This is a genomic window from uncultured Marinobacter sp. (assembly GCF_947488835.1).
GTDB lineage: Bacteria > Pseudomonadota > Gammaproteobacteria > Pseudomonadales > Oleiphilaceae > Marinobacter.
In genome coordinates this window covers 23,212-46,169 of record NZ_CANLBK010000007.1, presented here as the reverse complement: position 1 = coordinate 46,169, position 22,958 = coordinate 23,212, and the positions used below count along the sequence as shown (strand labels likewise).

Annotated in this window: 24 protein-coding genes; 19 read left to right on the top strand and 5 right to left on the bottom strand. The window is 55.2% G+C overall.

What is annotated here, in order from left to right; all coding sequences use genetic code 11:
• The first annotated feature begins 61 nt into the window (after positions 1-61).
• The 7 genes from nrdR to Q0824_RS16995 all read left to right on the top strand — a co-directional run bounded on the left by nrdR (position 62) and on the right by Q0824_RS16995 (position 5,367).
• The gene (gene nrdR / locus Q0824_RS17025; RefSeq protein ID WP_298453609.1) at positions 62-580 is read left to right on the top strand and encodes a transcriptional regulator NrdR; all 519 of its coding nucleotides are present in this window, start codon (positions 62-64) and stop codon (positions 578-580) included.
• On the top strand, positions 577-1,692 hold the full coding sequence (ribD, locus tag Q0824_RS17020) for a bifunctional diaminohydroxyphosphoribosylaminopyrimidine deaminase/5-amino-6-(5-phosphoribosylamino)uracil reductase RibD (protein WP_298453606.1): 1,116 nt from the start codon (positions 577-579) through the stop codon (positions 1,690-1,692). The genes nrdR and ribD overlap by 4 nt, the downstream gene beginning before the upstream one ends.
• 76 nt (positions 1,693-1,768) lie before the next feature.
• On the top strand, positions 1,769-2,884 hold the full coding sequence (gene ribBA, locus Q0824_RS17015; protein WP_298453603.1) for a bifunctional 3,4-dihydroxy-2-butanone-4-phosphate synthase/GTP cyclohydrolase II: 1,116 nt from the start codon (positions 1,769-1,771) through the stop codon (positions 2,882-2,884).
• A 46-nt stretch (positions 2,885-2,930) separates the two neighbouring features.
• Positions 2,931-3,407 (top strand): 6,7-dimethyl-8-ribityllumazine synthase, encoded by a 477-nt coding sequence (ribE, locus tag Q0824_RS17010; RefSeq protein ID WP_200204828.1) that lies wholly within the window; start codon positions 2,931-2,933, stop codon positions 3,405-3,407.
• Positions 3,407-3,883 carry a transcription antitermination factor NusB gene (nusB, locus tag Q0824_RS17005; protein ID WP_298453598.1) on the top strand — a complete coding sequence of 159 codons (477 nt, stop codon included), beginning with the start codon at positions 3,407-3,409 and terminating at the stop codon, positions 3,881-3,883. The genes ribE and nusB overlap by 1 nt, the downstream gene beginning before the upstream one ends.
• 3 nt (positions 3,884-3,886) lie before the next feature.
• The gene (gene thiL, locus Q0824_RS17000) at positions 3,887-4,843 is read left to right on the top strand and encodes a thiamine-phosphate kinase (protein WP_298453595.1); all 957 of its coding nucleotides are present in this window, start codon (positions 3,887-3,889) and stop codon (positions 4,841-4,843) included.
• Entirely contained in the window at positions 4,840-5,367 is a 528-nt protein-coding gene (locus tag Q0824_RS16995) for a phosphatidylglycerophosphatase A (protein ID WP_298453593.1), read from the top strand. The genes thiL and Q0824_RS16995 overlap by 4 nt, the downstream gene beginning before the upstream one ends.
• A gap of 54 nt (positions 5,368-5,421) precedes the next feature.
• Here the strand turns inward: Q0824_RS16995 and Q0824_RS16990 are convergent, their stop codons facing one another.
• Positions 5,422-5,625, bottom strand: coding sequence for a DUF6316 family protein (locus Q0824_RS16990; RefSeq protein WP_298453591.1), 204 nt, complete (start codon positions 5,623-5,625; stop codon positions 5,422-5,424).
• 249 nt (positions 5,626-5,874) lie between these two features.
• Between Q0824_RS16990 and Q0824_RS16985 the strand changes: the two genes are divergently transcribed.
• Positions 5,875-6,567, top strand: coding sequence for a DUF2057 family protein (locus tag Q0824_RS16985; protein WP_298453588.1), 693 nt, complete (start codon positions 5,875-5,877; stop codon positions 6,565-6,567).
• 23 nt (positions 6,568-6,590) lie between these two features.
• On the opposite strand, the gene Q0824_RS16980 is transcribed toward Q0824_RS16985, so the two are convergent.
• The gene (locus Q0824_RS16980; protein ID WP_298453585.1) at positions 6,591-8,120 is read right to left on the bottom strand and encodes a wax ester/triacylglycerol synthase family O-acyltransferase; all 1,530 of its coding nucleotides are present in this window, start codon (positions 8,118-8,120) and stop codon (positions 6,591-6,593) included.
• 125 nt (positions 8,121-8,245) lie between these two features.
• Entirely contained in the window at positions 8,246-9,157 is a 912-nt protein-coding gene (locus Q0824_RS16975; RefSeq protein WP_298453582.1) for a LysR substrate-binding domain-containing protein, read from the bottom strand.
• 262 nt (positions 9,158-9,419) lie between these two features.
• On the opposite strand from Q0824_RS16975, the gene Q0824_RS16970 reads away from it, so the two are divergent.
• Complete coding sequence (locus Q0824_RS16970) at positions 9,420-10,403, top strand: glutathione S-transferase family protein (RefSeq protein WP_298453580.1); 984 nt, start codon at positions 9,420-9,422, stop codon at positions 10,401-10,403.
• A gap of 8 nt (positions 10,404-10,411) precedes the next feature.
• On the opposite strand, the gene ispB is transcribed toward Q0824_RS16970, so the two are convergent.
• Positions 10,412-11,380: an octaprenyl diphosphate synthase gene (ispB, locus tag Q0824_RS16965; protein WP_298453577.1), complete on the bottom strand. Its 969-nt coding sequence runs from the start codon at positions 11,378-11,380 to the stop codon at positions 10,412-10,414.
• Positions 11,381-11,630: 250 nt separating this feature from the next.
• Here ispB and rplU point away from each other — a divergent pair, with 250 nt between their 5' ends.
• From rplU to proB, 4 genes are all read left to right on the top strand, one after another.
• Positions 11,631-11,942 carry a 50S ribosomal protein L21 gene (rplU, locus tag Q0824_RS16960; RefSeq protein WP_071265462.1) on the top strand — a complete coding sequence of 104 codons (312 nt, stop codon included), beginning with the start codon at positions 11,631-11,633 and terminating at the stop codon, positions 11,940-11,942.
• Positions 11,943-11,977: 35 nt separating this feature from the next.
• Entirely contained in the window at positions 11,978-12,241 is a 264-nt protein-coding gene (gene rpmA, locus Q0824_RS16955) for a 50S ribosomal protein L27 (protein ID WP_216007976.1), read from the top strand.
• A gap of 145 nt (positions 12,242-12,386) precedes the next feature.
• On the top strand, positions 12,387-13,589 hold the full coding sequence (gene cgtA, locus Q0824_RS16950; protein ID WP_298453570.1) for an Obg family GTPase CgtA: 1,203 nt from the start codon (positions 12,387-12,389) through the stop codon (positions 13,587-13,589).
• Positions 13,590-13,647: 58 nt separating this feature from the next.
• A complete protein-coding gene (gene proB / locus Q0824_RS16945; protein ID WP_298453567.1) occupies positions 13,648-14,772 on the top strand; it encodes a glutamate 5-kinase in 1,125 nt (374 codons plus the stop codon).
• An 88-nt stretch (positions 14,773-14,860) separates the two neighbouring features.
• On the opposite strand, the gene rpsT is transcribed toward proB, so the two are convergent.
• Positions 14,861-15,130, bottom strand: a complete 270-nt coding sequence (gene rpsT / locus Q0824_RS16940; protein WP_298453565.1) for a 30S ribosomal protein S20 — start codon at positions 15,128-15,130, stop codon at positions 14,861-14,863.
• Positions 15,131-15,439: 309 nt separating this feature from the next.
• On the opposite strand from rpsT, the gene murJ reads away from it, so the two are divergent.
• The 6 genes from murJ (at position 15,440) to ispH (ending at position 22,834) form a co-directional block, all read left to right on the top strand.
• Positions 15,440-17,020 (top strand): murein biosynthesis integral membrane protein MurJ, encoded by a 1,581-nt coding sequence (murJ, locus tag Q0824_RS16935; RefSeq protein WP_298453563.1) that lies wholly within the window; start codon positions 15,440-15,442, stop codon positions 17,018-17,020.
• 83 nt (positions 17,021-17,103) lie between these two features.
• Positions 17,104-18,093, top strand: coding sequence for a bifunctional riboflavin kinase/FAD synthetase (gene ribF, locus Q0824_RS16930; RefSeq protein WP_298453561.1), 990 nt, complete (start codon positions 17,104-17,106; stop codon positions 18,091-18,093).
• Entirely contained in the window at positions 18,080-20,899 is a 2,820-nt protein-coding gene (ileS, locus tag Q0824_RS16925) for an isoleucine--tRNA ligase (protein ID WP_298453557.1), read from the top strand. Before ribF ends, ileS begins: the two co-directional genes overlap by 14 nt.
• Positions 20,899-21,423 carry a signal peptidase II gene (lspA, locus tag Q0824_RS16920; protein ID WP_298453552.1) on the top strand — a complete coding sequence of 175 codons (525 nt, stop codon included), beginning with the start codon at positions 20,899-20,901 and terminating at the stop codon, positions 21,421-21,423. Before ileS ends, lspA begins: the two co-directional genes overlap by 1 nt.
• A 5-nt stretch (positions 21,424-21,428) precedes the next feature.
• Entirely contained in the window at positions 21,429-21,881 is a 453-nt protein-coding gene (gene fkpB / locus Q0824_RS16915) for an FKBP-type peptidyl-prolyl cis-trans isomerase (RefSeq protein ID WP_298453550.1), read from the top strand.
• 2 nt (positions 21,882-21,883) lie between these two features.
• Entirely contained in the window at positions 21,884-22,834 is a 951-nt protein-coding gene (ispH, locus tag Q0824_RS16910; RefSeq protein WP_298453547.1) for a 4-hydroxy-3-methylbut-2-enyl diphosphate reductase, read from the top strand.
• The last annotated feature ends 124 nt before the right edge of the window (positions 22,835-22,958 follow it).

Here is a 22,958-nt window from a genome sequence, read left to right as displayed (position 1 = left end):
GACCTGCCGGGTAGGGTGCGTACTCCTACGCACCTTCCGGCTCCCTCTCCGGAGTACCGTTATGCATTGTCCTTTCTGTGGTGAAGCAGATACCAAAGTTATTGACTCGCGTCTTGTGACCGAGGGCGATCAGGTGCGCCGCCGCAGAGAGTGTCTTTCCTGCCATGAGCGCTTCACCACGTTTGAGTCCGCCGAGTTGGTCATGCCACGGGTGGTTAAGCAGGACGGCATCCGGCAGCCTTTCGATGAAGAGAAGCTGCGCTCCGGAATAATGAAAGCATTGGAAAAACGCCCGGTGAGCATCGAGCAAATTGATGCTGCGCTGAACCGCATCCGTTATCGCCTGAGGGCGACCGGCGAGCGTGAAGTGAAATCCATGCAGCTGGGCGAAGAGGTGATGACAGAGTTGCGCCAGCTCGACAAGGTGGCCTACGTAAGGTTTGCCTCTGTCTATCGCAGCTTCCAGGACATTAACGAATTCAAGGAAGAAATCGAGCGGCTTTCAGCATCCAATGGCGAAACAGCGGTTGATGTTGCAAAAGTATTGGCGGACAAACAGACCCCGGGCTCAAAGAAATGACTGAGCTTCGGGACCGGTCCATGATGGCTCGAGCGGTGCAACTTGCGTGGCGGGGCCGCTACTCCACACACCCCAACCCCCGGGTTGGATGTGTAATAGCCCGTGGCGACAAGATTCTGGGCGAGAGCTGGCATGAGCGAGCCGGAGAAGCCCATGCAGAAACCAGGGCGTTGAGCCAGGCTGGCACCGCTGCCCGAGGTGCTACTGCGTATGTCACGCTGGAGCCATGCAGCCACTTTGGGCGCACACCACCTTGTGCCCGTGCTTTAATTGATGCAGGTATATCCCGTGTGTTTGCCGCCACTCAAGACCCGAATCCGTCAGTCTCCGGAAGGGGGCTCGACATGCTCCGTGAAGCAGGTATAAGGGTTCATGTTGGGCTGCTTGCAGACGAAGCGGCGCGTTTGAATCGTGGCTTCATGAAACGCATGAATACCGGCCGCCCCTGGGTCCGGCTCAAAATGGCGTCCAGTCTCGATGGCCGTACTGCTATGGCATCCGGAGAGAGCCAGTGGATTACCGGCAGCGAATCCCGTCGTGATGTGCAGCGGCTTCGTGCCGAGAGCGACGCAATACTTACCGGTGTGGGTACCGTGCTTGCGGACAATCCTTCTTTAACGGTTCGTCGTAACGAACTAGGGGATATTGGCGCTGCTACCGAACCCTCGCGGCAGCCATTACGCGTGATTGCAGACAGGGATGCCAGAACACCGCCGTCTGCAACCATTTTGCGGGGTGGTAAGGTTCAGGTATTTTGCGCATCGTCCACGCTGGCAACTGCACCGGCGCAGGACCTTGCGGCATTGGGCATTCGCCTCAAAGGCGTGTCATGGAAAGACAATGGCATTGATGTATCCGAGCTTTTGGATTCGCTGGGAGAAATGGGCATCAATGAATTGCTGGTTGAAGCCGGGCCAACCTTGGCAGGCACATTTATCAGTGAGCAGTTGGTGGACGAGCTTTGGCTATATCAGGCTCCGGTTTTTTTAGGAAGTAACGGTCGGCCGACAGCGCATCTTCCGCTGGAGACCATGGCAGACAAGATTGAATGGACCGTACAAGACCGGCGACAGATTGGAGAAGACCAGCGTCTGATCCTGGTTCGCCGCTAAGCGATTAAATTCACAGTGCGCACCATAGCTGCTTCAGATAGGCGGTAATGGGTGCATTGAAAGGGTGCAAAACAGTATGGCACTGAACAGCGTTGAAGAAATCATAGAAGACATCCGCCAGGGCAAGATGGTTATCCTGATGGATGATGAAGACCGGGAAAACGAAGGTGATCTGGTGATGGCGGCCGAGCACTGTACCGCCGAAGACATCAACTTCATGGCACGCTTTGGTCGTGGCCTTATCTGCATGCCCATGACACGAGACCGCTGCGAGCAGTTGGGCTTGCCGCTGATGGTGCAACAGAACGCGTCGGGTTTCGGTACCAAGTTCACTCTCTCCATTGAGGCGGCTACCGGCGTAACCACCGGTATCTCAGCAGCAGATCGTGCGCGTACCGTGCAAGCAGCAGTGGCTCGCAACGCCAAGGCTTCGGACCTGGTTCAGCCCGGGCATATCTTTCCGTTGATGTCTGATCCTGGCGGTGTGCTCAGCCGTGCGGGACATACGGAAGCCTCCTGCGATCTGGCCGCCCTTGCGGGTAGTGAGCCGGCGGGTGTTATTTGTGAAATAATGAATGATGATGGCTCCATGGCGCGCAGGGAAGACCTGGAGCTATTTGCCGATGAGCACAATCTGAAGATTGGCACCATTGCCGACCTGATTCACTATCGCACTACCCACGAACGCACCGTTGAGTGTGTTGAAGAGAATCAGCTCGATACGGAATACGGTGTGTTCAAACTGTGCACTTACCGCGATATTATTCAGGGCTCTACGCATTTGGCTATGGTTTACGGTGAGATTCCGGCGGATGAGCCTGTGCACGTGCGCGTTCATATTACCGATACCCTGCGGGACTTGCTGGGCGCTCGCCGCAAGGATTCCCGCAGCTGGCCGCTGCACCATGCGCTAGAAAAAGTGGCCGCTGAAGGTTGTGGCGTTGTGGTTCTGCTAAACAGTGCAGAAGATAGTTACAACCTGGAGGACCGCATTCAGGAGTTCTTTGATCAGGGGCATGGCCCCGCTGGCAAAGGCAGCTCCGGTGTGTATTTTACCGTGGGCACCGGCTCCCAGATTCTGCGGGATCTTGGCGTAAGCAAGATGCGTTTGCTTAGCCCGCCCGTAAAATACTCGGCCATTTCCGGATTTGATCTGGAAGTAGTTGAGTACATACCCTACACCCCAGACTGATTAACCTGGCTGCAGCACTTTGCTGGAGCCCGTGAAGGAGCCACCGATGGCGGATATCAAAGTAATTGAAGGTGATTTTACCCAGTGCACCGGGCGCTATGCGCTGGTGGTTGGCCGTTTTAACAGTTTCGTTGTGGAAAGCCTGGTAGAGGGTGCTATCGACACCTTGCGCCGCCACGGTATTCCCGATAGCGATATAACCATTGTGCGCGTGCCCGGAGCCTACGAAATGCCTCTGGCCGTAAAGCGTGTTGCAGAAACCGGTGGCTATAGCGCCATTATTGCCTTGGGCGCTGTTATTCGTGGCGGCACCCCGCACTTTGAGTATGTTGCTGGCGAAGCGTCCAGTGGTATCGGTGCAGTAAGTCTGGAAACCGACGTGCCAGTAACCTTTGGTGTACTGACCGTTGATTCAATCGAGCAGGCCATTGAGCGCTCCGGCACCAAGGCCGGCAACAAAGGCGCCGAGGCTGCAATTACAGCGTTGGAAATGGTTAGCCTGTTTAACAAGCTGGGTGAGTAATGAGTGACACTGAAGGTACAACACCCGGTCCGGCGCCGGCAGGCCAGCCAAAAGCTGGCGATCGCCGCCGTGCCCGGATTCTGGCAATGCAGGGGCTTTACCAGCGCCACTTTACCAAGAGTCCGATTTCGGATATCGAAGCTGAGTTCATGGTCGACAACGACATGACCAAAGTGGATTCCCTGTACTTCCGGGATGTTCTTCGCGGTGTTCACCGTGAACAAGCAGAGCTGGATAAGCTGATTGAGCCCTTTCTTGATCGCCCGCTGCTTGAGGTAGACCCGGTAGAGTTGGCCATCGTGCGCGTAGGTGCATACGAACTGCGCCACCGGGTTGATGTGCCGTATAAAGTTGTTATCAATGAGGGTATCGAACTGGCAAAGCGATTCGGGGGTACAGAAGGGCACAAGTTTGTTAACAGTGTGCTTGATAAGTTAGGCCGTCGTTTACGTCTTGCCGAGACCCGCTCACGCTAACCGATGGGTGAATTTGAGCTGATCCGGCAGTATTTCATGCCGTTAGCGCGTCTGCACGGTTCCCGCTCTGTTGTGCTGGGACCGGGCGACGACTGTGCAATTCAAAGCATTCCCCCCGGTTCTGATCTGGTTTTTTCTATCGACACCCTGGTTGAGGGTGTGCACTTTCCCGCTGGGTATCGCCCAGACTACCTTGGCTGGAGAGCTCTTGCAGTGGCTGCGAGTGATCTGGCGGCCATGGGTGCTGAGCCTGATTGCTTTACCCTTGCGTTGACACTCCCTGAAGCCGATGAGGCCTGGTTGCGTGATTTCGCCCGTGGGCTGGGTCGTGCGGCGGAATCCTTTGGCCTGGTGCTTGCTGGAGGTGATACAACTCGCGGCCCTCTTACATTAAGCCTGCAGCTGCATGGATTGGTGGAGCAGGGGCGAGCCATCAGACGCTCCGGAGCATGTGCTGGCGATCTGATTGTAGTGTCTGGCACCTTGGGTGATGCAGGGGCCGCCTTGGATTATCTTGATGCCTGCAGTCCCTCAGAAGACGAGCAGTCGGTATTGAAGCGCTATCACTGTCCGCAGCCGAGGCTGAAATTGGGCATGGCTTTGAGGAGCCTCGCGACGGCGGCGATTGATGTATCCGACGGATTGCTGGCAGATCTCAACCATATTCTTGAAGCGTCCAATGTGGGCGCGAATATTGACCGAGCCCATGTGCCGGTATCGCAGGCACTAGCCCGCTTGAAAGGCGACGCAGCCATGGATTATGCGCTGAACTCCGGCGATGATTACGAACTGTGCGCAACCATTCCGGAAGCACGTTGGGCAAGTGTACCCAAATCGTTAAAGCAACAGCTCACCGTTATCGGCGTGATTGAGCCAGCTTCTGGTTTGCGCCTTGATGGTACTGCTGTAGTGTCGGGCTCAGAAGCGACAGGTTTTGACCATTTCAGGAGAAAAATATGACTCAGGAAGACCAGTGGCCAGAGCCGGATTTGCCACAGGCCATTTTGCCGCCGGGGTTTCTGAAAGATCCCGTGCACCTGTTAGCCTTCGGCTTTGGCAGCGGCGCAGCGCCAAGGGCCCCCGGAACCTGGGGGAGTCTGGCAGCTATTCCACTCTGGTACTGCTTTGCCTGGTTGCCGCCTGCTGCCTACTGGCTGGTTGTTGCATTGGCCTTCCTGGTGGGCATTTGGCTATGCGGAAAAACCGCTGCGGATTTAAAAGTGCACGACCACGGCGGTATCGTGTGGGACGAGTTTGTGGGGATGTGGATTGCCCTTGGCTTGTTTCCTGAGAATATTTACGGCGTATTGTTGGCGTTTCTGGTATTCAGGCTGTTCGATGTGCTGAAGCCTTGGCCTATCAGTTGGTTGGATGAACGATTGCCAGGAGGGCTGGGCATCATGGTGGATGATGTCGTGGCCGCCGCCATGGCACTGCTTTGCCTACTCGCGATTGACGCTTGGCTGATGCCGTTCATCCTTTAAGTCTCCCGGAAACCCATTTGCGGTATGCATGGGTGCGCCGGCGTGTGCCTGCCCTTAGTGCACCTGCATCTCTTCGGGGAGCAACCTCACGACATGAAGGAATCGCTTTAGCCCGATTTCAGCGCGCTCCCTTGATGCGAAGGGGCCGCTGTCAAAGCCCTCCCTGGTCGTGAAATACCATTTGTTCCCGACGCAAAAATACCGACTGCTACGAAAGGGAATGTGTCTGTCTTCTCCTGATCTGACCTGGGTGTTCATGGCCGGCTCCGATGCCTGACTTCTGATTTTGTATGTCGGGCGCAGTGTGATTGATAAGGTTCTGTTTAAAATTAAACCAATTTCCGGCAAATTCAACAATTATTAACAATTAAGCAGACGTCGCCACGGCGGGTCGGACTTTCGCGCATCTTTGCGCATTCGGTTGCCCTCAGTGGTTTCGGTGTTCAAAATGCGCAATAGCTGGTCGCATTCTCGCGCCGGGCTTCCTCTTACCCTCAAGGAGATAACATGAGTATGGTGTACATTTTACGTGTTGCAAGGTTGGAGATGAGCCATTTAAGCCGTTGGTGGCAGGCGTGCCGGTTGGCGCTTGCGGCGGTGTTGCTGACAACTCTGGCAGGCTGCTCAACGGCAATAACCAAGCTCGAGACGTGGGAGGGTGACCCGGCAGGTGCCGAAAACGCGGCAGTCTTGAAAGCACCAGGTGCTATTCATGTGAGCCAGGTTAACGGACGCACAATGAAGAACTATTTGATGGATGACCTGGCGTTGGATTATGCGCTTCTACCCGGTGAGAATGAGGTGGTGTTCACCTACAAAACCATTTGGGCCAAATCCGGGGTTGTGGACAACGGTGAGTCAAAAGTCCACATTATTGAGAGTAAGCCGCAAGTCGTGCGCTTTGAGGCGAATCCCAAGGCTACCTACCGCTTCGAGTTCTCAAAGCCTGAATCCCGCAAACAGGCCGAAAAAGAGGTTCCTGAATTTTCCGCAGCAGTTGTGGGAGGTGATGGCCTGGCGCTTGCGCACTCTACAAATTGGTCGCCGGCCGACACTGCAAGGTCAGAGCGGACACCTTTATCCGCTGATAGTGCCACCGCAACTAGTGATGGCGTGGATGCGTTGAGTCGTCTCAAATCCGTTTGGGAAACTGCGAGCGACGAAGACAAAAAGGCGTTTCTGCGCTGGGCATTCGAGTAGCCGCCTGGCGTTCATAAGGCTCGTTACCGCTTGAAGCGCGCCGTCAGTTTCTGTAGAGCGGCTTCAAGCAGGTTCATGGCATCGTCTGCCAGGGTCTGGCTCCGGGTTTCTTCAAGCGGGGTGTGCATTTCCTCGGGCGGGAGCTCGATGGCCGCATCTTCGATGGCGACAAGGCTGTCGCAGACATGGCGTTGGAGTGAATCTCCATGAGCGACGACATCCGGGCAGATGGTGAAGTTAAGGGTGAGGCTACCCTGATAGCTTACCGCCACAATACCCAGGCCCAGACTGTCGAACAGTGGCGCGGCATTGTACTGTTGCACCAACCTGGCGCCCTGCAAGTAAAGAGGTACCTGTGGGCCGGGTACGTTGGTAATAGGTAGGTTGAATACCGGTTGGTAACGCTGCGCAATCTGCAGCTCCGAATACAGCCGTGCCGACAGCGCAAGCATCGTTGAGGGCAGCAATTCAGTAAGCCGATCTGCGGCTATGGCCTCACGGTATGGTTCGGAGGCGACAGCGTTCCAGTGAATCCGACGAATACGCTTGGCCGGATTACGCTCATTGGTTGCCAGATCCAGAAGCATGGCAGACATCTGGCTGCCGGTGGCTTTGTTCAACATGCGTGAGCGCACGGAGATGGGCGTCATGGCAATCAACGATTCGTTAGTGCTCGCACCCTGATCATTCAAATATCGCCGCAGTGTTTCTGCACAAAGCCCCAGCACCACATCGTTAAGCGTGACATCCACCAGAGATGCTTTGATTGCTTTCAGACGAGACAAATCGACCTTTGCAGAGATTAATTGACGATTGGCTGTAATCTGGCGGTTGAATGGGCTGTGCGGAGCTGAAAATATCGGGAATGGCAGAGGTATTTTTCGCAGTTGCTTCTGAACCAGCCCGCGCACCGTTGCCTCTGCCGCGCCAACGGCCAGAGAAGTCACGCGCCAGGGTGTTCGCAGCATGTTTACCCCCGCCTGTATAACGACGCGCTCTTCTGACGGTTTCGGGCGCGGTTGCCAGGGACGTGGCGCGCGGATGGATTGCGGCTCAGGCGTGTATTCCAGTAGCTTGCCCATGATTTCAGCACCACTGAACGCATCGATAGCTGCATGATGCAGTTTTACAATGAGAGCGATGCCCGCCTTACCTTCTTTCTCGTCACCCAGCCGGAAGCCGTCCACGAAGGTAATGTGCCAGAGTGGGCGATCACGCTTCAGAGGGTCTTCCAGGATTTTGGATGCAAGGGTCATCAGGTGTGATTCACGGCTGTTTTCGCCGAGGCTGACATAGGCCAGGTGTCGCTCAATACTGAAATCCGGATCATCAATCCAATAGGGTCGGCCCATGCGCAGAGGAATTTCTTTCAGCAGCTGGCGGAACACCGGGACCACGTGAAGGCGGCTTCGCAGATAGGCGATAAAAGTACTGAACGCCAGAGGTGTTTCCCGTTCGCTGGCGTCAAACACGTAAATGCTGCCGATGTGCATCGGTGCATTGGCTGATTCCAGGTACAGGAAGGAGGCATCCAGTTCCGATAGCTGCCGCATCAATGAGCTCCGTTCGTTAGTGAGGATCGCTGCAGTATAAATGAACCGGCTGTTGATGCCGTTGACTCATTTGCCTGCCATGGTTCTGCTGCGAAGTCATTATGCCCCGCGCCTTGCCGGGTAGTTCAGGTCTTGAGCCAGCGTGTGATGGCCGGGTCATCAATCAGTCTGTCCCAAAACCACATAAGCGCTTTACCCTTGTCGTCAGCGTGCCTGGCGGCCTGGAGTGACACGGACTGCCTCGCTTCCTTCACTTGCTTTTCGATGAGTTGGCCATTGGCAACCAGGGTGCTCACTCGGGATCTCGGCAGCCAGCCCACGGCGAGACCTGCCTTCTGCAAGGCGATTTTGTGATCCATGTTGGTGCCGGTCAAGGTGCGCTGCCGATGGAAGATGCCGGCGTGGCCAGCGGGAAGGGATCGGGACGAGTCGGCGGCAACGGCTGCGGGAAAGCGGAAAATGTCGTCTTCGCTCAGGGGTTCTTCTGCACTCGCCAGAGGATGATCGGGTGAGACGACAAAAATGAAGTCCATTACGCCAAGGTTCTGGCAGGTAAAGTTTCCAGCGGGTTTGCTGATATCGTCGGCTCCGACAACAAGGTCCACCCTGCGGCTTTGAAGCGCGTCCCAGGTACCGGCAAACACTTCTTCGACAATTTGAACATCGACCGGCACGCCCAGGGCGCTGAAGTCTTTGATAGCGGGAAACAGGCAATCCGCTGGCAGCAATGAGTTGAATCCGATGCGCAGCCTGGTTTCCCAGCCTTGCGCGACCTGCCGGGTTGAGTGAGCAAGGTTCTCGGCGGCATCAAGCAGAATGCGGCCTTCTTCGAGCAGGTAAATACCCGCGGGCGTGAGTACGGCGCGGTGGCCACTTCTGTCGAACAGGGCTACGTTCAGGTCTTCCTCGAGTTTTTGCACGGTGTAGCTGATCGCCGATGGCACTCGGAAAAGCTCGCAGGCAGCACCGGCGAAGCTGCCTTTGCGGTTGATGGCATCGAGGACTCTCAGGGCGTCTATAGTAATGGCAGTGTGCATGTTCGAATTATCTGAGGTTGTTGGCCAGAATTGGTTGCTTGAGAGTGTAGCAGTATGGCCGCTATCCTTCTTTACATATGGAGTTCGCGTCTGTCGGGCAAGCCTCTCACAAACACGCCGTGAACCCGTCCGTGGGGGCTCGGCATTGCCATCCCTGGCAATGCACGGTTTGTGAGAGGCTTGCCCGACAGGCGCCCGGTCTCTGGTGCTGGCCCTCATTGAGGTTGGCACGTTAATTCAGAACTTTTGAGGAGTGTTCACTATGGGTCTTCTTGTTGACGGAAAATGGCAGGACAAGTGGTACGACACCAGTAAAACCGGTGGAAAATTCGAGCGCGAAGCAGCGCGGTTCAGGAACTGGGTAACGGCAGATGGTTCCGCCGGGCCTGCGGGTGAGGGTGGTTTCAAGGCGGAGTCCGGGCGCTATCATTTGTATGTGTCTCTGGCTTGCCCATGGGCTCACCGCACGCTGATTTTCCGGAAGCTGAAAGGTCTTGAGAAGCACATATCCGTGTCGGTAGTGCATCCGGATATGGTCGAGAACGGCTGGGAATTCCGGCCGGATGACAGCGCCCATAAAGATGATTTGCATGATTTCCGCTTTATGCATCAGGTATATACCAAGGCAGCGCCAGACTATTCTGGGCGTGTGACGGTTCCTACGTTGTGGGACAAGCACCAGAACACCATCGCCAGCAACGAGTCGGCGGAGATTATCCGCATGTTCAACTCGGCGTTTGATGGCCTTGAGGGTGTAAACGCGGATCTGGATTTGTACCCGGAAGCGCTGCAGGCAGATATTGATGCAGTGAATGAGCGTGTTTACAACACGGTTAACAACGGTGTTTACAAGGCAGGGTTTGCCACGGCTCAAGATGAATATGAAAAGGCCTATGCCGAGTTGTTCGAGTCGTTGGACTGGCTGGAAGCCAAGCTGTCGAAGCAGCGGTATCTGACGGGGAGCACCATCACTGAAGCAGATTGGCGGTTGTTCACAACGCTGGTTCGGTTTGATGCGGTTTATTACAGCCACTTCAAGTGCAATCGCCAGCGTATCAGCGATTTCCCGGCACTTTCAGGTTATCTGAGGGAGCTGTATCAGGTGCCGGGTGTGGCCGATACTGTGGATATTCGCCAGATCAAGCAGCACTACTATGTTAGCCAGCGCACCATCAACCCAACACAGGTTGTGCCAGTGGGACCGCAGCTGGACTTCACCGCTCCCCACAGGCGTGATGGTCTATAAAGCGGGCTTTAGCTGACTCGCGCCACGGCGACTTGGGTCAGCAGTTCCAGAGCTTCTTTATGGGGCGAGTCAGGGAGCGCGTTCAGGGTGTCCGAGGCTTTTGCCGCTTCGGCCCTGGCTCTCTCCATGGTGTATTCCAGCGCCCCGGAAGCTTCAACCAGTTCGAGTACCTTCGGTAAATCATCGAGCCCGCCTTTGCGGATTGCCTGGCGTATGAGTTGGCGGCCTTCTTCGTTGCTGTTTGCCATGGCGTGAATAAGTGGCAGAGTAGTTTTGCCTTCCGCCAGATCGTCGCCCACATTTTTGCCCATGGTTTCAGCGTCACCGCGATAATCCAGAACATCGTCTACCAACTGGAAGGCTAGCCCCAGGTGTTTGCCGTAGCTTTTCAGCGCCTGTTCCTGGGCCTCGCTCGCTTTGGCGAGTATGGCGCCGGAGTGTGAGGCTGCTTCGAACAGCATGGCGGTTTTGTTATGGATCACGGTCATGTACTGATCTTCTGTGAGATCCGGATTTTTCACGTTCATCAGCTGCATCACTTCGCCCTGAGCAATCACGGCTGTGGCGTGAGACAGGATCTCCATTATAGAAAGGCTCTTCAGCTCAACCATCATCTCGAATGCGCGGGCGTAGAGGAAATCACCTACGAGTACGCTGGGGGCATTTCCCCAGTTCGCATTTGCAGTGCTTCGGCCCCGGCGCATATCCGATGTATCTACAACATCGTCGTGGAGCAGGGTGGCGGTGTGCAGAAACTCGATCACCACGGCCAGCTTGAGGTGCTCGTCATTGTTATACCCTGCAGCCCGGCTGGAAAGTAAAACCAGTAAGGGCCTCAAGCGCTTACCGCCGCTTTCAATAATGTGTTGGGCTATTTTTTCTACCAGGGGGACATCGGAGGAAAGCCGCTGGATGATCAGGTCATTAACGCGGCTGAAGTCGTCTGCCACGGTGTCGTAAATGCGCTGGGCTGTCATGCGGCTTTTGGATCCCTTGCTGATGTCGTGATTAGATAGCTGTCTAGTGTACTGTTAATACAGGCAGGTTGCGGCAATGCTAGGTATTGCAGCGGTTAGTGTCAACTTGGCTTGTATTGCTGGCCGCCTTTTCGTACAATCACGCGCCCAACTCATCCCAACCTGCGCTCCCTGTTATAGGGTTGCCGAAGCGCTTCCCTTAGAACCAGGTGGATAAGAGCAGGGATGGGTCAATCGCGGAGTAAAGTTAATGTACGCAGTTATTGTTAGCGGTGGTAAGCAGCACCGTGTTAAAGAAGGCGAAACGCTGAAGCTGGAAAAGCTGGAAGTGGAAACAGGCGGCAACATCGAGTTTGACCGCGTTCTGCTGATCGCTGATGGCGACAACTTCAAAGTTGGCGCGCCGGTAGTTGATGGTGCCAAAGTGACTGCCGAAGTGGTTAGCCACGGTCGTCACGACAAGATCAACATCATCAAATTCCGTCGTCGTAAGCACTCAATGAAGCGTCAGGGCCACCGTCAGTGGTTTACTGAAGTCAAGATCACGGGTATCCAGGGCTAAGGTCTGGAAAATACCCCTTAATCAGGAGACTTGTCATGGCTCACAAAAAAGCAGCAGGTAGTACCCGTAACGGTCGCGATTCCGAGTCGAAACGACTTGGTGTCAAGCGCTACGGCGGCGAAGCAGTATCTGCAGGCAGCATTATCGTGCGTCAGCGCGGAACCCGTTTCCACGCCGGCACCAATGTTGGCCTGGGCAAAGACCACACCCTGTTTGCGAAAGCAGACGGTCAGGTTGTGTTCGAAGTGAAAGGTCCACAGAACCGTAAGTTCGTAAGCATCGTTCCCGCTGCTGCCTAAGCAGCGGCGAGCCGGTTCTGTCGAACCTTGGGTAGCCCTGATATTCTACTGTTATAGTTAGAGTCAGAGCCATCCGGAGCCCCGCAAAGCTTCCTTGAGGCTGCGGGGCTTTTTAGTTTATGCGCTACGCGCAAAGGGTAGATTCATGAAATTCGTAGACGAAGCCACAATCATCGTTGAAGCTGGTAACGGCGGAAACGGCTGCCTTAGTTTCCGGCGTGAAAAGTACGTTCCAAAGGGCGGCCCTGACGGGGGCGATGGCGGGGATGGTGGCTCCGTGTATCTCGAGGCAAGTGATTCGCTCAATACGTTGGTTGATTATCAGTTTCAGCGCAAACACAAAGCGCCAGGTGGCGAGCAGGGGTCGGGGCGGAACTGCACTGGAACCAAAGGTGAGGATCTTGTGCTGCCGGTGCCAGTTGGCACCACGGTGGTTGATGTGGATACCCACGAGGTGCTCGGTGACTTGACCCGCATCGGCCAGCGCCTGAAGGTGGCTCAGGGTGGTTTTCATGGCCTCGGCAACACCAGGTTCAAGTCATCTATAAATCGTGCGCCTCGCCAAACTTCAAAAGGTTCTGAGGGTGAGCTCAGAAACCTGCGGCTGGAGCTGAAGGTTCTAGCGGATGTGGGTCTTCTCGGGTTGCCAAATGCGGGTAAGTCGACGTTTATACGGTCGGTGTCTGCCGCCACGCCCAAGGTTGCAGACTATCCGTTTACAACGCTGGTTCCGAACTTGGGTGTGGTGAGCGTGCAGGCGCACCAAAGTTTTGTTATTGCAGATATTCCCGGCCTGATTGAGGGTGCAGCGGAAGGCGCGGGTCTTGGTGTTCGCTTTCTAAGGCATTTGGTACGCACTCGCTTGTTGTTGCACTTGGTCGACGTGGCACCTTACGACGGTTCATCACCAGCACATGCTGTAAACGTGATTGCTCACGAGCTTGAGAAGTTCAGTGAAACCCTGGCAAATCGGGATCGTTGGTTGGTGTTGAATAAAGTCGACATGGTGCCGGAGCAAGACCGGGACGCCCACTGTCAGGCGATCATTGATGAGCTTGACTGGCAGGGGCCGGTGTTCAGGATTTCAGCGTTAAGTGGTGAGGGTACCAAGCCGCTGACTCAGGCAGTTATGCGTTGGATTGAGGAGCGCGCTGAAGAAGAGGCTGAGAATCCTGAGGTCGCTGAGCGTGAAGCTGCAAGGCGTCGCCAGATGGACGAAGAGGCGCGTGCTGGAGTAGAAGAAGAGCGACGTGCTCGTCGCGCGGCCCGTGAGGCTGCAGGCGATGATGCTGATGATGACTTTGACGACGATGATTACGACGTTGAAGTGGTGTATGTGAAGGATTAGATTCCGGCCTTTTGGTATCTGAATTATCCCGTTCGATCGAGAGAGACAAGCCCGTATCATGACGCAACGCGCCCAGCTGCCGCAGGCTCGCCGCCTGGTGGTGAAAATCGGAAGTGCCCTCCTGACCAATGATGGTCAGGGCCTGGACGTTGAGGCGTTAGGTCTTTGGGTCGATCAGATGGCGGCCTTGGTCCGTGAGGGCGTTGAGTTGGTTGTGGTTTCTTCCGGGTCAGTGGCGGAGGGCATGAGCCGGCTGGGCTGGAAAAAGCGCCCGGAACAGCTGCATGAATTGCAGGCCGCCGCCGCTGTTGGTCAGATGGGGTTGGTGCAGACCTGGGAGGCGCAGTTCAAGCGCCATGGTATTCATACTGCTCAGATTTTACTGACCCACGATGACCTCTCCGATCGTAAGCGTTATTTGAATGGCCGCAGCACGCTCAGAGCTTTGCTGGATTTTGGTGTTGTGCCTATCGTAAACGAGAACGATACGGTGGTTACCGACGAAATCCGGTTTGGCGATAACGACACTTTGGGTGCGCTGGTCACTAACGTAGTTGAGGCCGATGGCTTGATCATTCTTACCGATCAGTTGGGCCTGTTTGATAAAGATCCGCGCAAGAACCCGGATGCCATTATGGTAACCGAGCGGTTTGCGGGTGATCGCACCCTGGATGCCATGGCAGGTGGCGGTGCCGGTGAGCTTGGCCGCGGGGGCATGTTGACCAAGTTGCGCGCTGCACGTTTGGCGGCGCGGTCAGGGGCTTTCACGGTGATTGTTGGTGGTCGCATTGAGTCCGTGCTTACCCGCCTTCGACAAGGTGACGTATGCGGCACCTTGTTGCTCCCGGAGCAGGGCCGTATCGCGGCGCGCAAGCAGTGGCTGGCAAGTCATCTTCAAACCCGTGGAAAGCTTACGTTGGATGATGGGGCGGTAAGGGTGCTTCGGCAGGGAGGTCGTAGCCTGCTACCAGTTGGGGTGAAAGGTGTTGTTGGGCGGTTCCGGCGTGGCGAAATGGTGTCCTGTGTCGCGGAAGATGGTGTAGAGGTTGCGCGTGGCTTGGTAAATTACGATGCGGATGAGGCTGCGGCGATTGCGGGCCGTTCCAGTAATAGCATCTCCGATATTCTGGGGTATATCTCAGAGGAGGAGATGATTCACCGGGATAACATGATCATTATCTGATGTGAAAGTTCTTATTGCGAATCAAAAAAACCGGCTCATGGGCCGGTTTTTTTGATTCGCAATAAGAGCTTTCAAGCGTTGGACGCTATCAGGCGCTCTTCAGGGCCTTGATCTTGGAGACCATGCGGCTCTTTTGGCGAGCAACTTTGTTCTTTGTAAAGATGCCTTTGTTGATCATGCTGTCCATGATCGGCTGAGCTGCCTGGAAAGCGGCCTGAGCTTCTTCATAGTTGCCAGCTTCGATCTTGGCGTGAACTTTTTTCATGTAAGTGCGGGTCATGGAACGTAGGCTAGCGTTGTGCTTGCGGTTCTTCTCGTTCTGACGTGCGCGCTTTTTGGCTTGCGGGGAATTTGCCACCGTAAAACTCCTGAAAGTACTTAAATTCGTTACTGAATGATTCGTACGGGAACTCTGGGCATAATACCAACCAGAGGGACCCTGAAATCGCGGGCGCGCCCATAACCAGCGCGTCGAAATAAATGACGCGGAACTATGCCGCTCAATCCCGGAAATGTCAATACCAAACCCCGCCAAGGTGACAGATAGTCCCCCGGTATAAAAGGCCTGTGTTAAACTCGCGGCTCGCCGGATACGGGTGTGGCAGGGAAGCAGGTAATTCCCGAGATACCCGGCCGAAAACAGTGCACAACCCGGATACGAACCCGCATGTCGTCGCAACCCGCAATCCCGCCTGAAAGCAAGCCGCCAGTTAAAGTGCCCGGACTGCTGCGCTCGTCTGGCCTGGTGGGCATTATGACCATGCTCTCCAGGGTGTTGGGGCTGGTGCGAGACATGGTGATTGCACGCTATTTTGGAGCTGGCGCCGGGGCAGATGCGTTTTTTGTAGCTTTCAAGATACCTAACTTCCTGCGCAGGCTTTTCGCTGAGGGCGCATTTTCTCAGGCGTTTGTGCCAGTACTCTCATCCTACCGTGAAAATAAGAGCTCCTCAGATGTAAAGCGTTTAGTCGATGCGGTTGCTGGATCACTGGGGTTGGTGCTTTTAGGCATTACTCTGGTGGCCATGCTGGGTGCTCCGCTGCTTACCGCAGTGTTTGCCCCGGGGTTTCTGGGCGACGACATAAAGTTCGCGCTGACCAGCGACATGCTGCGCATTACCTTTCCTTATTTGTTGCTGATTTCACTGACAGCGTTTGCCGGTGGCATTCTCAACAGTTACGACCGCTTTGCCGTGCCTGCATTTACGCCAGTGCTGCTCAATCTGGCGATGATTGGTGCCGCTGTTTATCTTACTCCCTTGATGAGCGAACCGGTTATGGCTCTGGCTTGGGGGGTGTTCATTGCGGGCGCCTTGCAGCTGTTTTTTCAGCTGCCGTTTCTGATGCGCCTCGGGCTTCTGCCCCGCCCGCGGGTTGACTACAAGCATGAAGGTGTCAGTCGCATTCTCAAGCTGATGGTGCCGGCGCTGTTTGGCGTATCGGTCAGCCAGATCAACCTGCTGCTCGACACGGTGCTGGCGTCTTTCCTGCAAACCGGGAGTGTGTCCTGGCTGTATTATTCAGACCGGCTTTCCGAGTTGCCTTTGGGTGTGTTTGGTATTGCTATCGCAACGGTTATTTTACCGAGCTTGTCCCGCAAGCACGCTGCGGCGTCAACTGATCAGTTTTCGGCTACTTTGGACTGGGCTGTTCGCGCGGTGCTGATTATCGGGGTGCCTGCCGCGCTTGCGCTTGCGCTTCTGGCAGAACCGCTTATTGCAACTTTGTTTCACTATGGTGAGGTGACCGACAGGGATGTGATTATGTCGGCCCAGAGTTTGAGGGCTTATTCCGCAGGGTTGCTTGCCTTTATGGTAATAAAGGTACTCGCGCCCGGCTTTTTCGCTCGCATGGATACTCGTACACCGGTGAAGATTGGCATCATCGCCATGGTTGCCAATATGGTCTTCAATCTGGCGCTTATTGTGCCTTTGGCCCATGCTGGCTTGGCGCTTGCTACCTCGCTTTCTGCCTGGCTCAATGCGATTTTGCTTTGGCGGGGCCTCAAGCGCCAGGGGGCGTGGAAAAGCCAGCCGGGTTGGGGCAAATATCTCCTGCAGATATCCTTGGCAAATGCTGCCATGGTCGCCGTTATTCTCTGGCTGAACTACCCCGTTATGCGCTGGCTGTCGGCAGATGGTATCGAGCGTTCGCTCTATATGGGTGTAATAGTAGTTGCGAGCGCCAGTGTCTACTTTGCTGTTCTGGCGCTAAGCGGAGTGCGGGTAAGACATTTTCGCCAGAGGTAAGGTATAATCGCGCGTTTTCTCACCAGCGCTTTGCGCATTGATTGAGCGCAGAAAGCCACTTGGCAAATGAAGGTTCGCATTGCATGCGTCTGATCCGGGGCCTGACCAACCTGAAAATGCTTTCAAGGCAAGCGGATTCTCCGCTGGCACAAGGCTGTGTTGCCACTATTGGCAACTTTGATGGCGTTCATCTGGGCCATCAAACCATTATCGATCAGGTAAAAAACAAGGCGAAGGCGTTGAGCCTGCCTTCGGTCGTGATGGTATTTGAGCCTCAGCCAAGGGAGTTCTTTCAGGGAATGGAGGCGCCCCCCCGGTTAATGGGGTTTCGGCAAAAGTTTGAAGCCCTGCGTGCGGCTGGTATAGATATTGTGCTTTGCCTGAAGTTTGATGGAACTTTTCGCAGCTACTCCGGCATGGGTTTCATCGACGACGTGCTTATTGCTGGCCTTGCGGTGCGCCACCTTGTTGTCGGCGATGACTTCCGCTTCGGTTGTGACAGGGCGGGGGATTTCGCACTGCTGGAGAAGGTGGGTAAAACGGCCGGATTTTCAGTGGAGAACACCCGTACTGTAACCGTTGCCGGCGAACGCATAAGCAGCACCCGAATCCGTAACCTGCTACTGGCGAACCAGCTGGAAAAAGCCGAGGCTTTGCTGGGGCGCCGTTACCATATTCAGGGCAGGGTGGTTTACGGCCGTCAGCTGGGCCGGCAAATCGGATCGCCCACGGCAAATATCCTGCTCCACCAGATGCCTGCGTTGCGCGGTGTGTATGTGGTTGGCGTTACGCTTGGCAACGGAGCGAGGCAGGACGGCGTTGCCAACATCGGCCTGCGCCCAACAGTGGATGGCAAGCAACCGGCACTGGAAGTGCACCTGTTTGACTTTACTGGCACACTTTACGGCCAACGAATTGATGTTGTTTTCCGCCATGGACTGCGGGATGAAGAAAAATTTGATTCGATAGATGCGCTCAAAGCGCAGATTGCCAGAGATTTCGACGCTGCCAGAGCGTGGCTGGCCAAACCAACTGACCTGAAGAGTACGCACACAAACCATGAGCGACTATAAGCACACTCTGAATCTGCCGGAAACTGCGTTCCCCATGCGCGGTAACCTGGCCAATCGCGAGCCTGAAATGCTCAAGCGTTGGCAGGATCTGAACGTATACGCCAACTTGCGCGAACAGCGCGACGGGCGTGAGAAGTTCATCCTTCACGATGGCCCTCCCTATGCCAACGGCAGCATTCACATTGGTCACGCGGTCAATAAAATTCTGAAAGATATGATCGTTAAATCCCGCGGCTTCATGGGCTTTGATGCGCCCTACGTGCCGGGCTGGGATTGTCATGGTCTGCCGATTGAGCACAAGGTTGAGCAGGAAATCGGCAAGGCCGGCGTGAAGGTCGACTACAAAACCTTCCGCCAAGCCTGCCGTGATTACGCCACCAAGCAGATTGCCGGCCAGAAAGCCGACTTTGTTCGCCTCGGTATCATGGGTGAGTGGGACAAGCCATACCTCACCATGGATCCGAAAGTAGAAGCTGGCATTGTGCGTGCGCTGGGCAAGATTGTTGCCAAGGGGCATGTTGTTCGCGGTTTTAAGCCGGTTTACTGGAGTGTGGTGGGTCAGTCCGCGCTGGCAGAAGCTGAAGTGGAATACCAGGACAAAACCTCAACCCAGATTGATGTGCGCTTTACCGCCGTCGACCAGGCCAAAGCTTTGTCGCTATTTGGAGCGGACAAAGGCGAAGGTGATGTGTCCGTGGTGATCTGGACCACCACACCCTGGACCATCCCGGCTAACCAGGCAGTGTCCCTGAACGCTGATCTGGACTACGCACTGGTGCAGGTTGACGCAGGCAATGGTCCTGAGCGGATGATTCTGGCTGCCGCCATGGTCGAAGGTATCATGGCACGCTGGGAAGTCGAAAAATACGAAGTGTTGGGGCATTGCCTCGGTGCGAGCCTTGAGCACTTGGCTCTGCATCACCCGATCTACGACAAGCAGGTGCCTGCCATTCTGGGTGACCATGTCTCGATCGAGGCAGGTACCGGGGCCGTTCACACGGCACCTGATCATGGTATGGAAGACTTCGTGGTGGGCAAAGCCTACGGCATAGGCACACTGAACATGGTTCAGGCCGACGGTACCTACACCAGTGCTACCGGCGAGTTTGCAGGGATTCATGTCTATAAGGCCGACGAGCCCGTGTGCGACGCTCTTGCGCGTGAGGGCAAGTTGGTGCGGAAGGAAAAATTCCGTCACAGCTTTCCCCACTGCTGGCGCACCAAAACGCCACTGATCTACCGCGCTACCCCCCAGTGGTTTATCAGCATGGAGAAAGAAAACCTCCGCGCAGATGCACTGGAAGCCATCAAAGGCGTACGCTGGGTGCCGGCCTGGGGCCAAAACCGGATTGAGGGTATGTTCCAGCAATCTCCTGACTGGTGTATCTCGCGTCAACGCACCTGGGGCGTGCCAATCACCCTGTTTATCCATAAGGAAACACAGGAACTGCATCCGGATACTCAAAACCTGATCGAAAAAGTGGCTCAAGCCATCGAAACCGACGGCATTGATGCCTGGTATGACATCGATGCCCGTGAATTGCTGGGTGATGAGGCGGATAACTACGAGAAAGTGACGGACACGCTGGATGTGTGGTTCGATTCCGGTGTGACTCACGATTCCGTTCTGCGCGTACGCCCGGAGCTGGGCCAGTTCCCGGCGGATATGTATCTGGAAGGCTCGGATCAGCATCGCGGCTGGTTCCAGTCCTCACTGAAGACCTCCATCGCTATGAATGGTGTAGCGCCTTATAAACAGGTGCTAACTCACGGTTTCACCGTGGATGGCAAGGGCCTGAAAATGTCCAAGTCTTTGGGCAATGTAATCGCACCTCAGGAAGTAATGAACGAGCTGGGTGCCGACATTCTGCGTTTGTGGGTTTCAGCAACCGACTACAGCGGCGAGATGACGGTATCCAAAGATATCCTGCGGCAAACAGCCGACGGCTACCGTCGTATCCGCAACACTTCTCGTTTCCTGTTGAGCAACCTCACCGGCTTCGACCCGAAGCAGCATATGGTTGCACCGGAAGACATGATTGCTCTGGATCGCTGGATGGTGGATCGCGCCCTGCAGTTGCAGAACGAACTCCATGAGGACTATCAGAACTACGCCTTCCTGCGGATTTATCAGAAGGTGTACAGCTTCTGTGAAGCCACACTGGGTGGGTTTTACCTGGATATCATTAAAGATCGCCAGTACACCACTCAGGCAGATAGCCTGGCCCGGCGCTCCTGCCAGACCGCGCTGTACCACGTTGCCGAAGCACTGGTGCGTTGGATTGCGCCTATCCTGAGCTTCACCGCCGATGAAATCTGGCAGCACCTGCCAGGTGAGCGCGGCGATACCGTGTTCTACGAAACCTGGTATGAAGGCCTTACAGCATTACCTGAAGATGCCGAGTTGGGCCGTGACTACTGGCGCCGGATATTCGGTATCAAGGAAGCCGTCAACAAGTGCATGGAAGAAGCCCGCGCCCGCGGTGAAATCAAAGGTTCTCTGAGCGCTGAAGTCACGCTGTATTGTGAGGGCGATCTGGCAGCCGATCTTGAGTTCCTGGCAGAAGAACTGCGCTTTGTGTTGATCACCTCTGAAGCCACCGTAAGGCCGGTGTCGGAAGCCGAGGGTTCTGAGATGACCAGTTACGAAGGCTTGCGTGTAAAGGTAACACCCGCTTCCCACGACAAATGCGAGCGCTGCTGGCATCACCGGGAAGATGTAGGAGCTCATGCCGAGCATAAAGATCTGTGCGGCCGTTGCATCACTAACGTGGAAGGAACGGGCGAAACCCGCTCGTTTGCTTGATGGATGTTGCAATGAGCGAGCAGGTAAGCGGAACAAAGCTCAAGTGGCTCTGGCTTACGGTGTTGGTGATCGCTCTCGATCTCGGCACCAAGGCCATGGCCACGGCCATGCTGACTTATGGCAACCCGGTACCGGTTGTCCCCATGTTCAACCTGACGTTGCTGCACAACACCGGAGCGGCGTTCAGCTTTCTCGCAGGTGCCGCTGGCTGGCAGCGCTGGTTCTTTGTGACTCTCGCGCTGGTTGTCAGTGTGGTGTTGGTGGGTTGGTTGAGAAACCTGCAACGCCATGAAACCTGGATGGCCGTTGCTATAGTGCTGATTCTTGGGGGGGCTCTTGGTAACGTATACGACCGGGTTGTGCACGGTTACGTTGTCGATTTCCTGCATTTTTACTGGCAGGACTGGCACTTTCCCGCATTTAATCTGGCCGACATTGCCATTACTCTAGGTGCGGCCATGATGATTCTTGATATGTTTCGCAAACCTGCTGAATCTGGCGAAGCTGCGAACGGGAGTAAATAAAGCCCATGAAAGATTTGCCCATAGACAAGGGAACACGAGTTACCCTGCATTTCGCCCTCAAGTTCGAGAGCGGCGAGGTGATTGATACCACCTTCGATAAAGACGCGGCAACGCTGGAAATCGGCGACGAAAATCTGCCTGAAAACTTTGAAGTCTATTTGCTCGGTATGAAGGCTGGTGACAAGGCCAGCTACCAGGTGCCGCCAGAAAAGGCATTTGGTCAGCGCAATCCGAACAATGTTCAAACCTTCAAGCGACACGAATTCAGCGCAGATATGGTGCTGGAGTCGGGCGTGATGATCTCCTTTGCCGATGCACGCCAGCAAGAACTACCTGGTGTTGTCAGCCGTGTGGAAGGCGACGAAGTGGAGGTTGATTTCAATCACCCGCTGTCAGGGCGTACACTGACCTTCGATGTAGAAGTAATTGACGTAGAACCGGCAGGAAAGACGCACTGACTATGCAGATAAGATTGGCAAACCCCCGTGGCTTTTGTGCAGGCGTAGATCGCGCCATCGAGATCGTGAATCGCGCTCTGGATGTTTTTGGAGCACCTATTTACGTGCGTCACGAGGTAGTTCACAACAAGTTTGTGGTCGACAATCTGCGTAATCGTGGTGCCATTTTCGTAGACGAACTGCACGAGGTGCCAGACGACAAGCTCGTTATTTTCAGCGCCCACGGCGTTTCCCAGGCTGTGCAGAACGAAGCCGCCCGCCGTGGACTTAAAGTATTCGATGCCACCTGCCCACTGGTCACTAAAGTGCATATGGAAGTGATGCGCTACAGTCGGGATGGCCGCGAGTGCATACTTATCGGCCACCACGGTCACCCGGAAGTGGAAGGCACCATGGGCCAGTACGATCACAGTACCGGCGGTGACATTTATCTGGTCGAGAACGAAGAGGACGTATCAACGCTGGCAGTAAAAGATCCGGCTCACGTCTCATACGTTACCCAAACCACGCTTTCGATGGACGATACGGCGCGGGTGATCGACGCCCTGCGTGAAAGATTCCCGCTGATCGAAGGCCCGCGCAAAGACGACATCTGCTATGCCACCCAGAACCGACAGGACGCGGTAAAGCAACTGGCCGGCGACTGCGACTTGATGCTGGTTGTGGGTTCCCCCAACAGCTCCAACTCCAACCGCCTGCGCGAGCTGGCGGAACGCATGGGTACACCTGCCTACCTGATCGACGAAGCCTCTCAGATTGACCCGCAGTGGCTGGAGGGCAAGAAGTCCATCGGCGTAACTGCTGGCGCCTCTGCCCCGGAAGTGTTGGTAAATGACGTGATTGCCCGCCTGCGGGATCTTGGTGGAGATGTGCCTGAGGAAATAGCGGGGCGGGAGGAGAATATTGTTTTCTCTATGCCTAAGGAATTGCGGATTGATGTGGTGAACGTGTGATGAGCTTCACGTAATGAAACACTGATAACCGCTTGTCTTGTCTAAGCCGCCACTTGTCGAGAACATCTGGCGGTTTTTTTGTACTTTCGTATTCTATAAACATGAAAAAATATTCAGGGAGTTG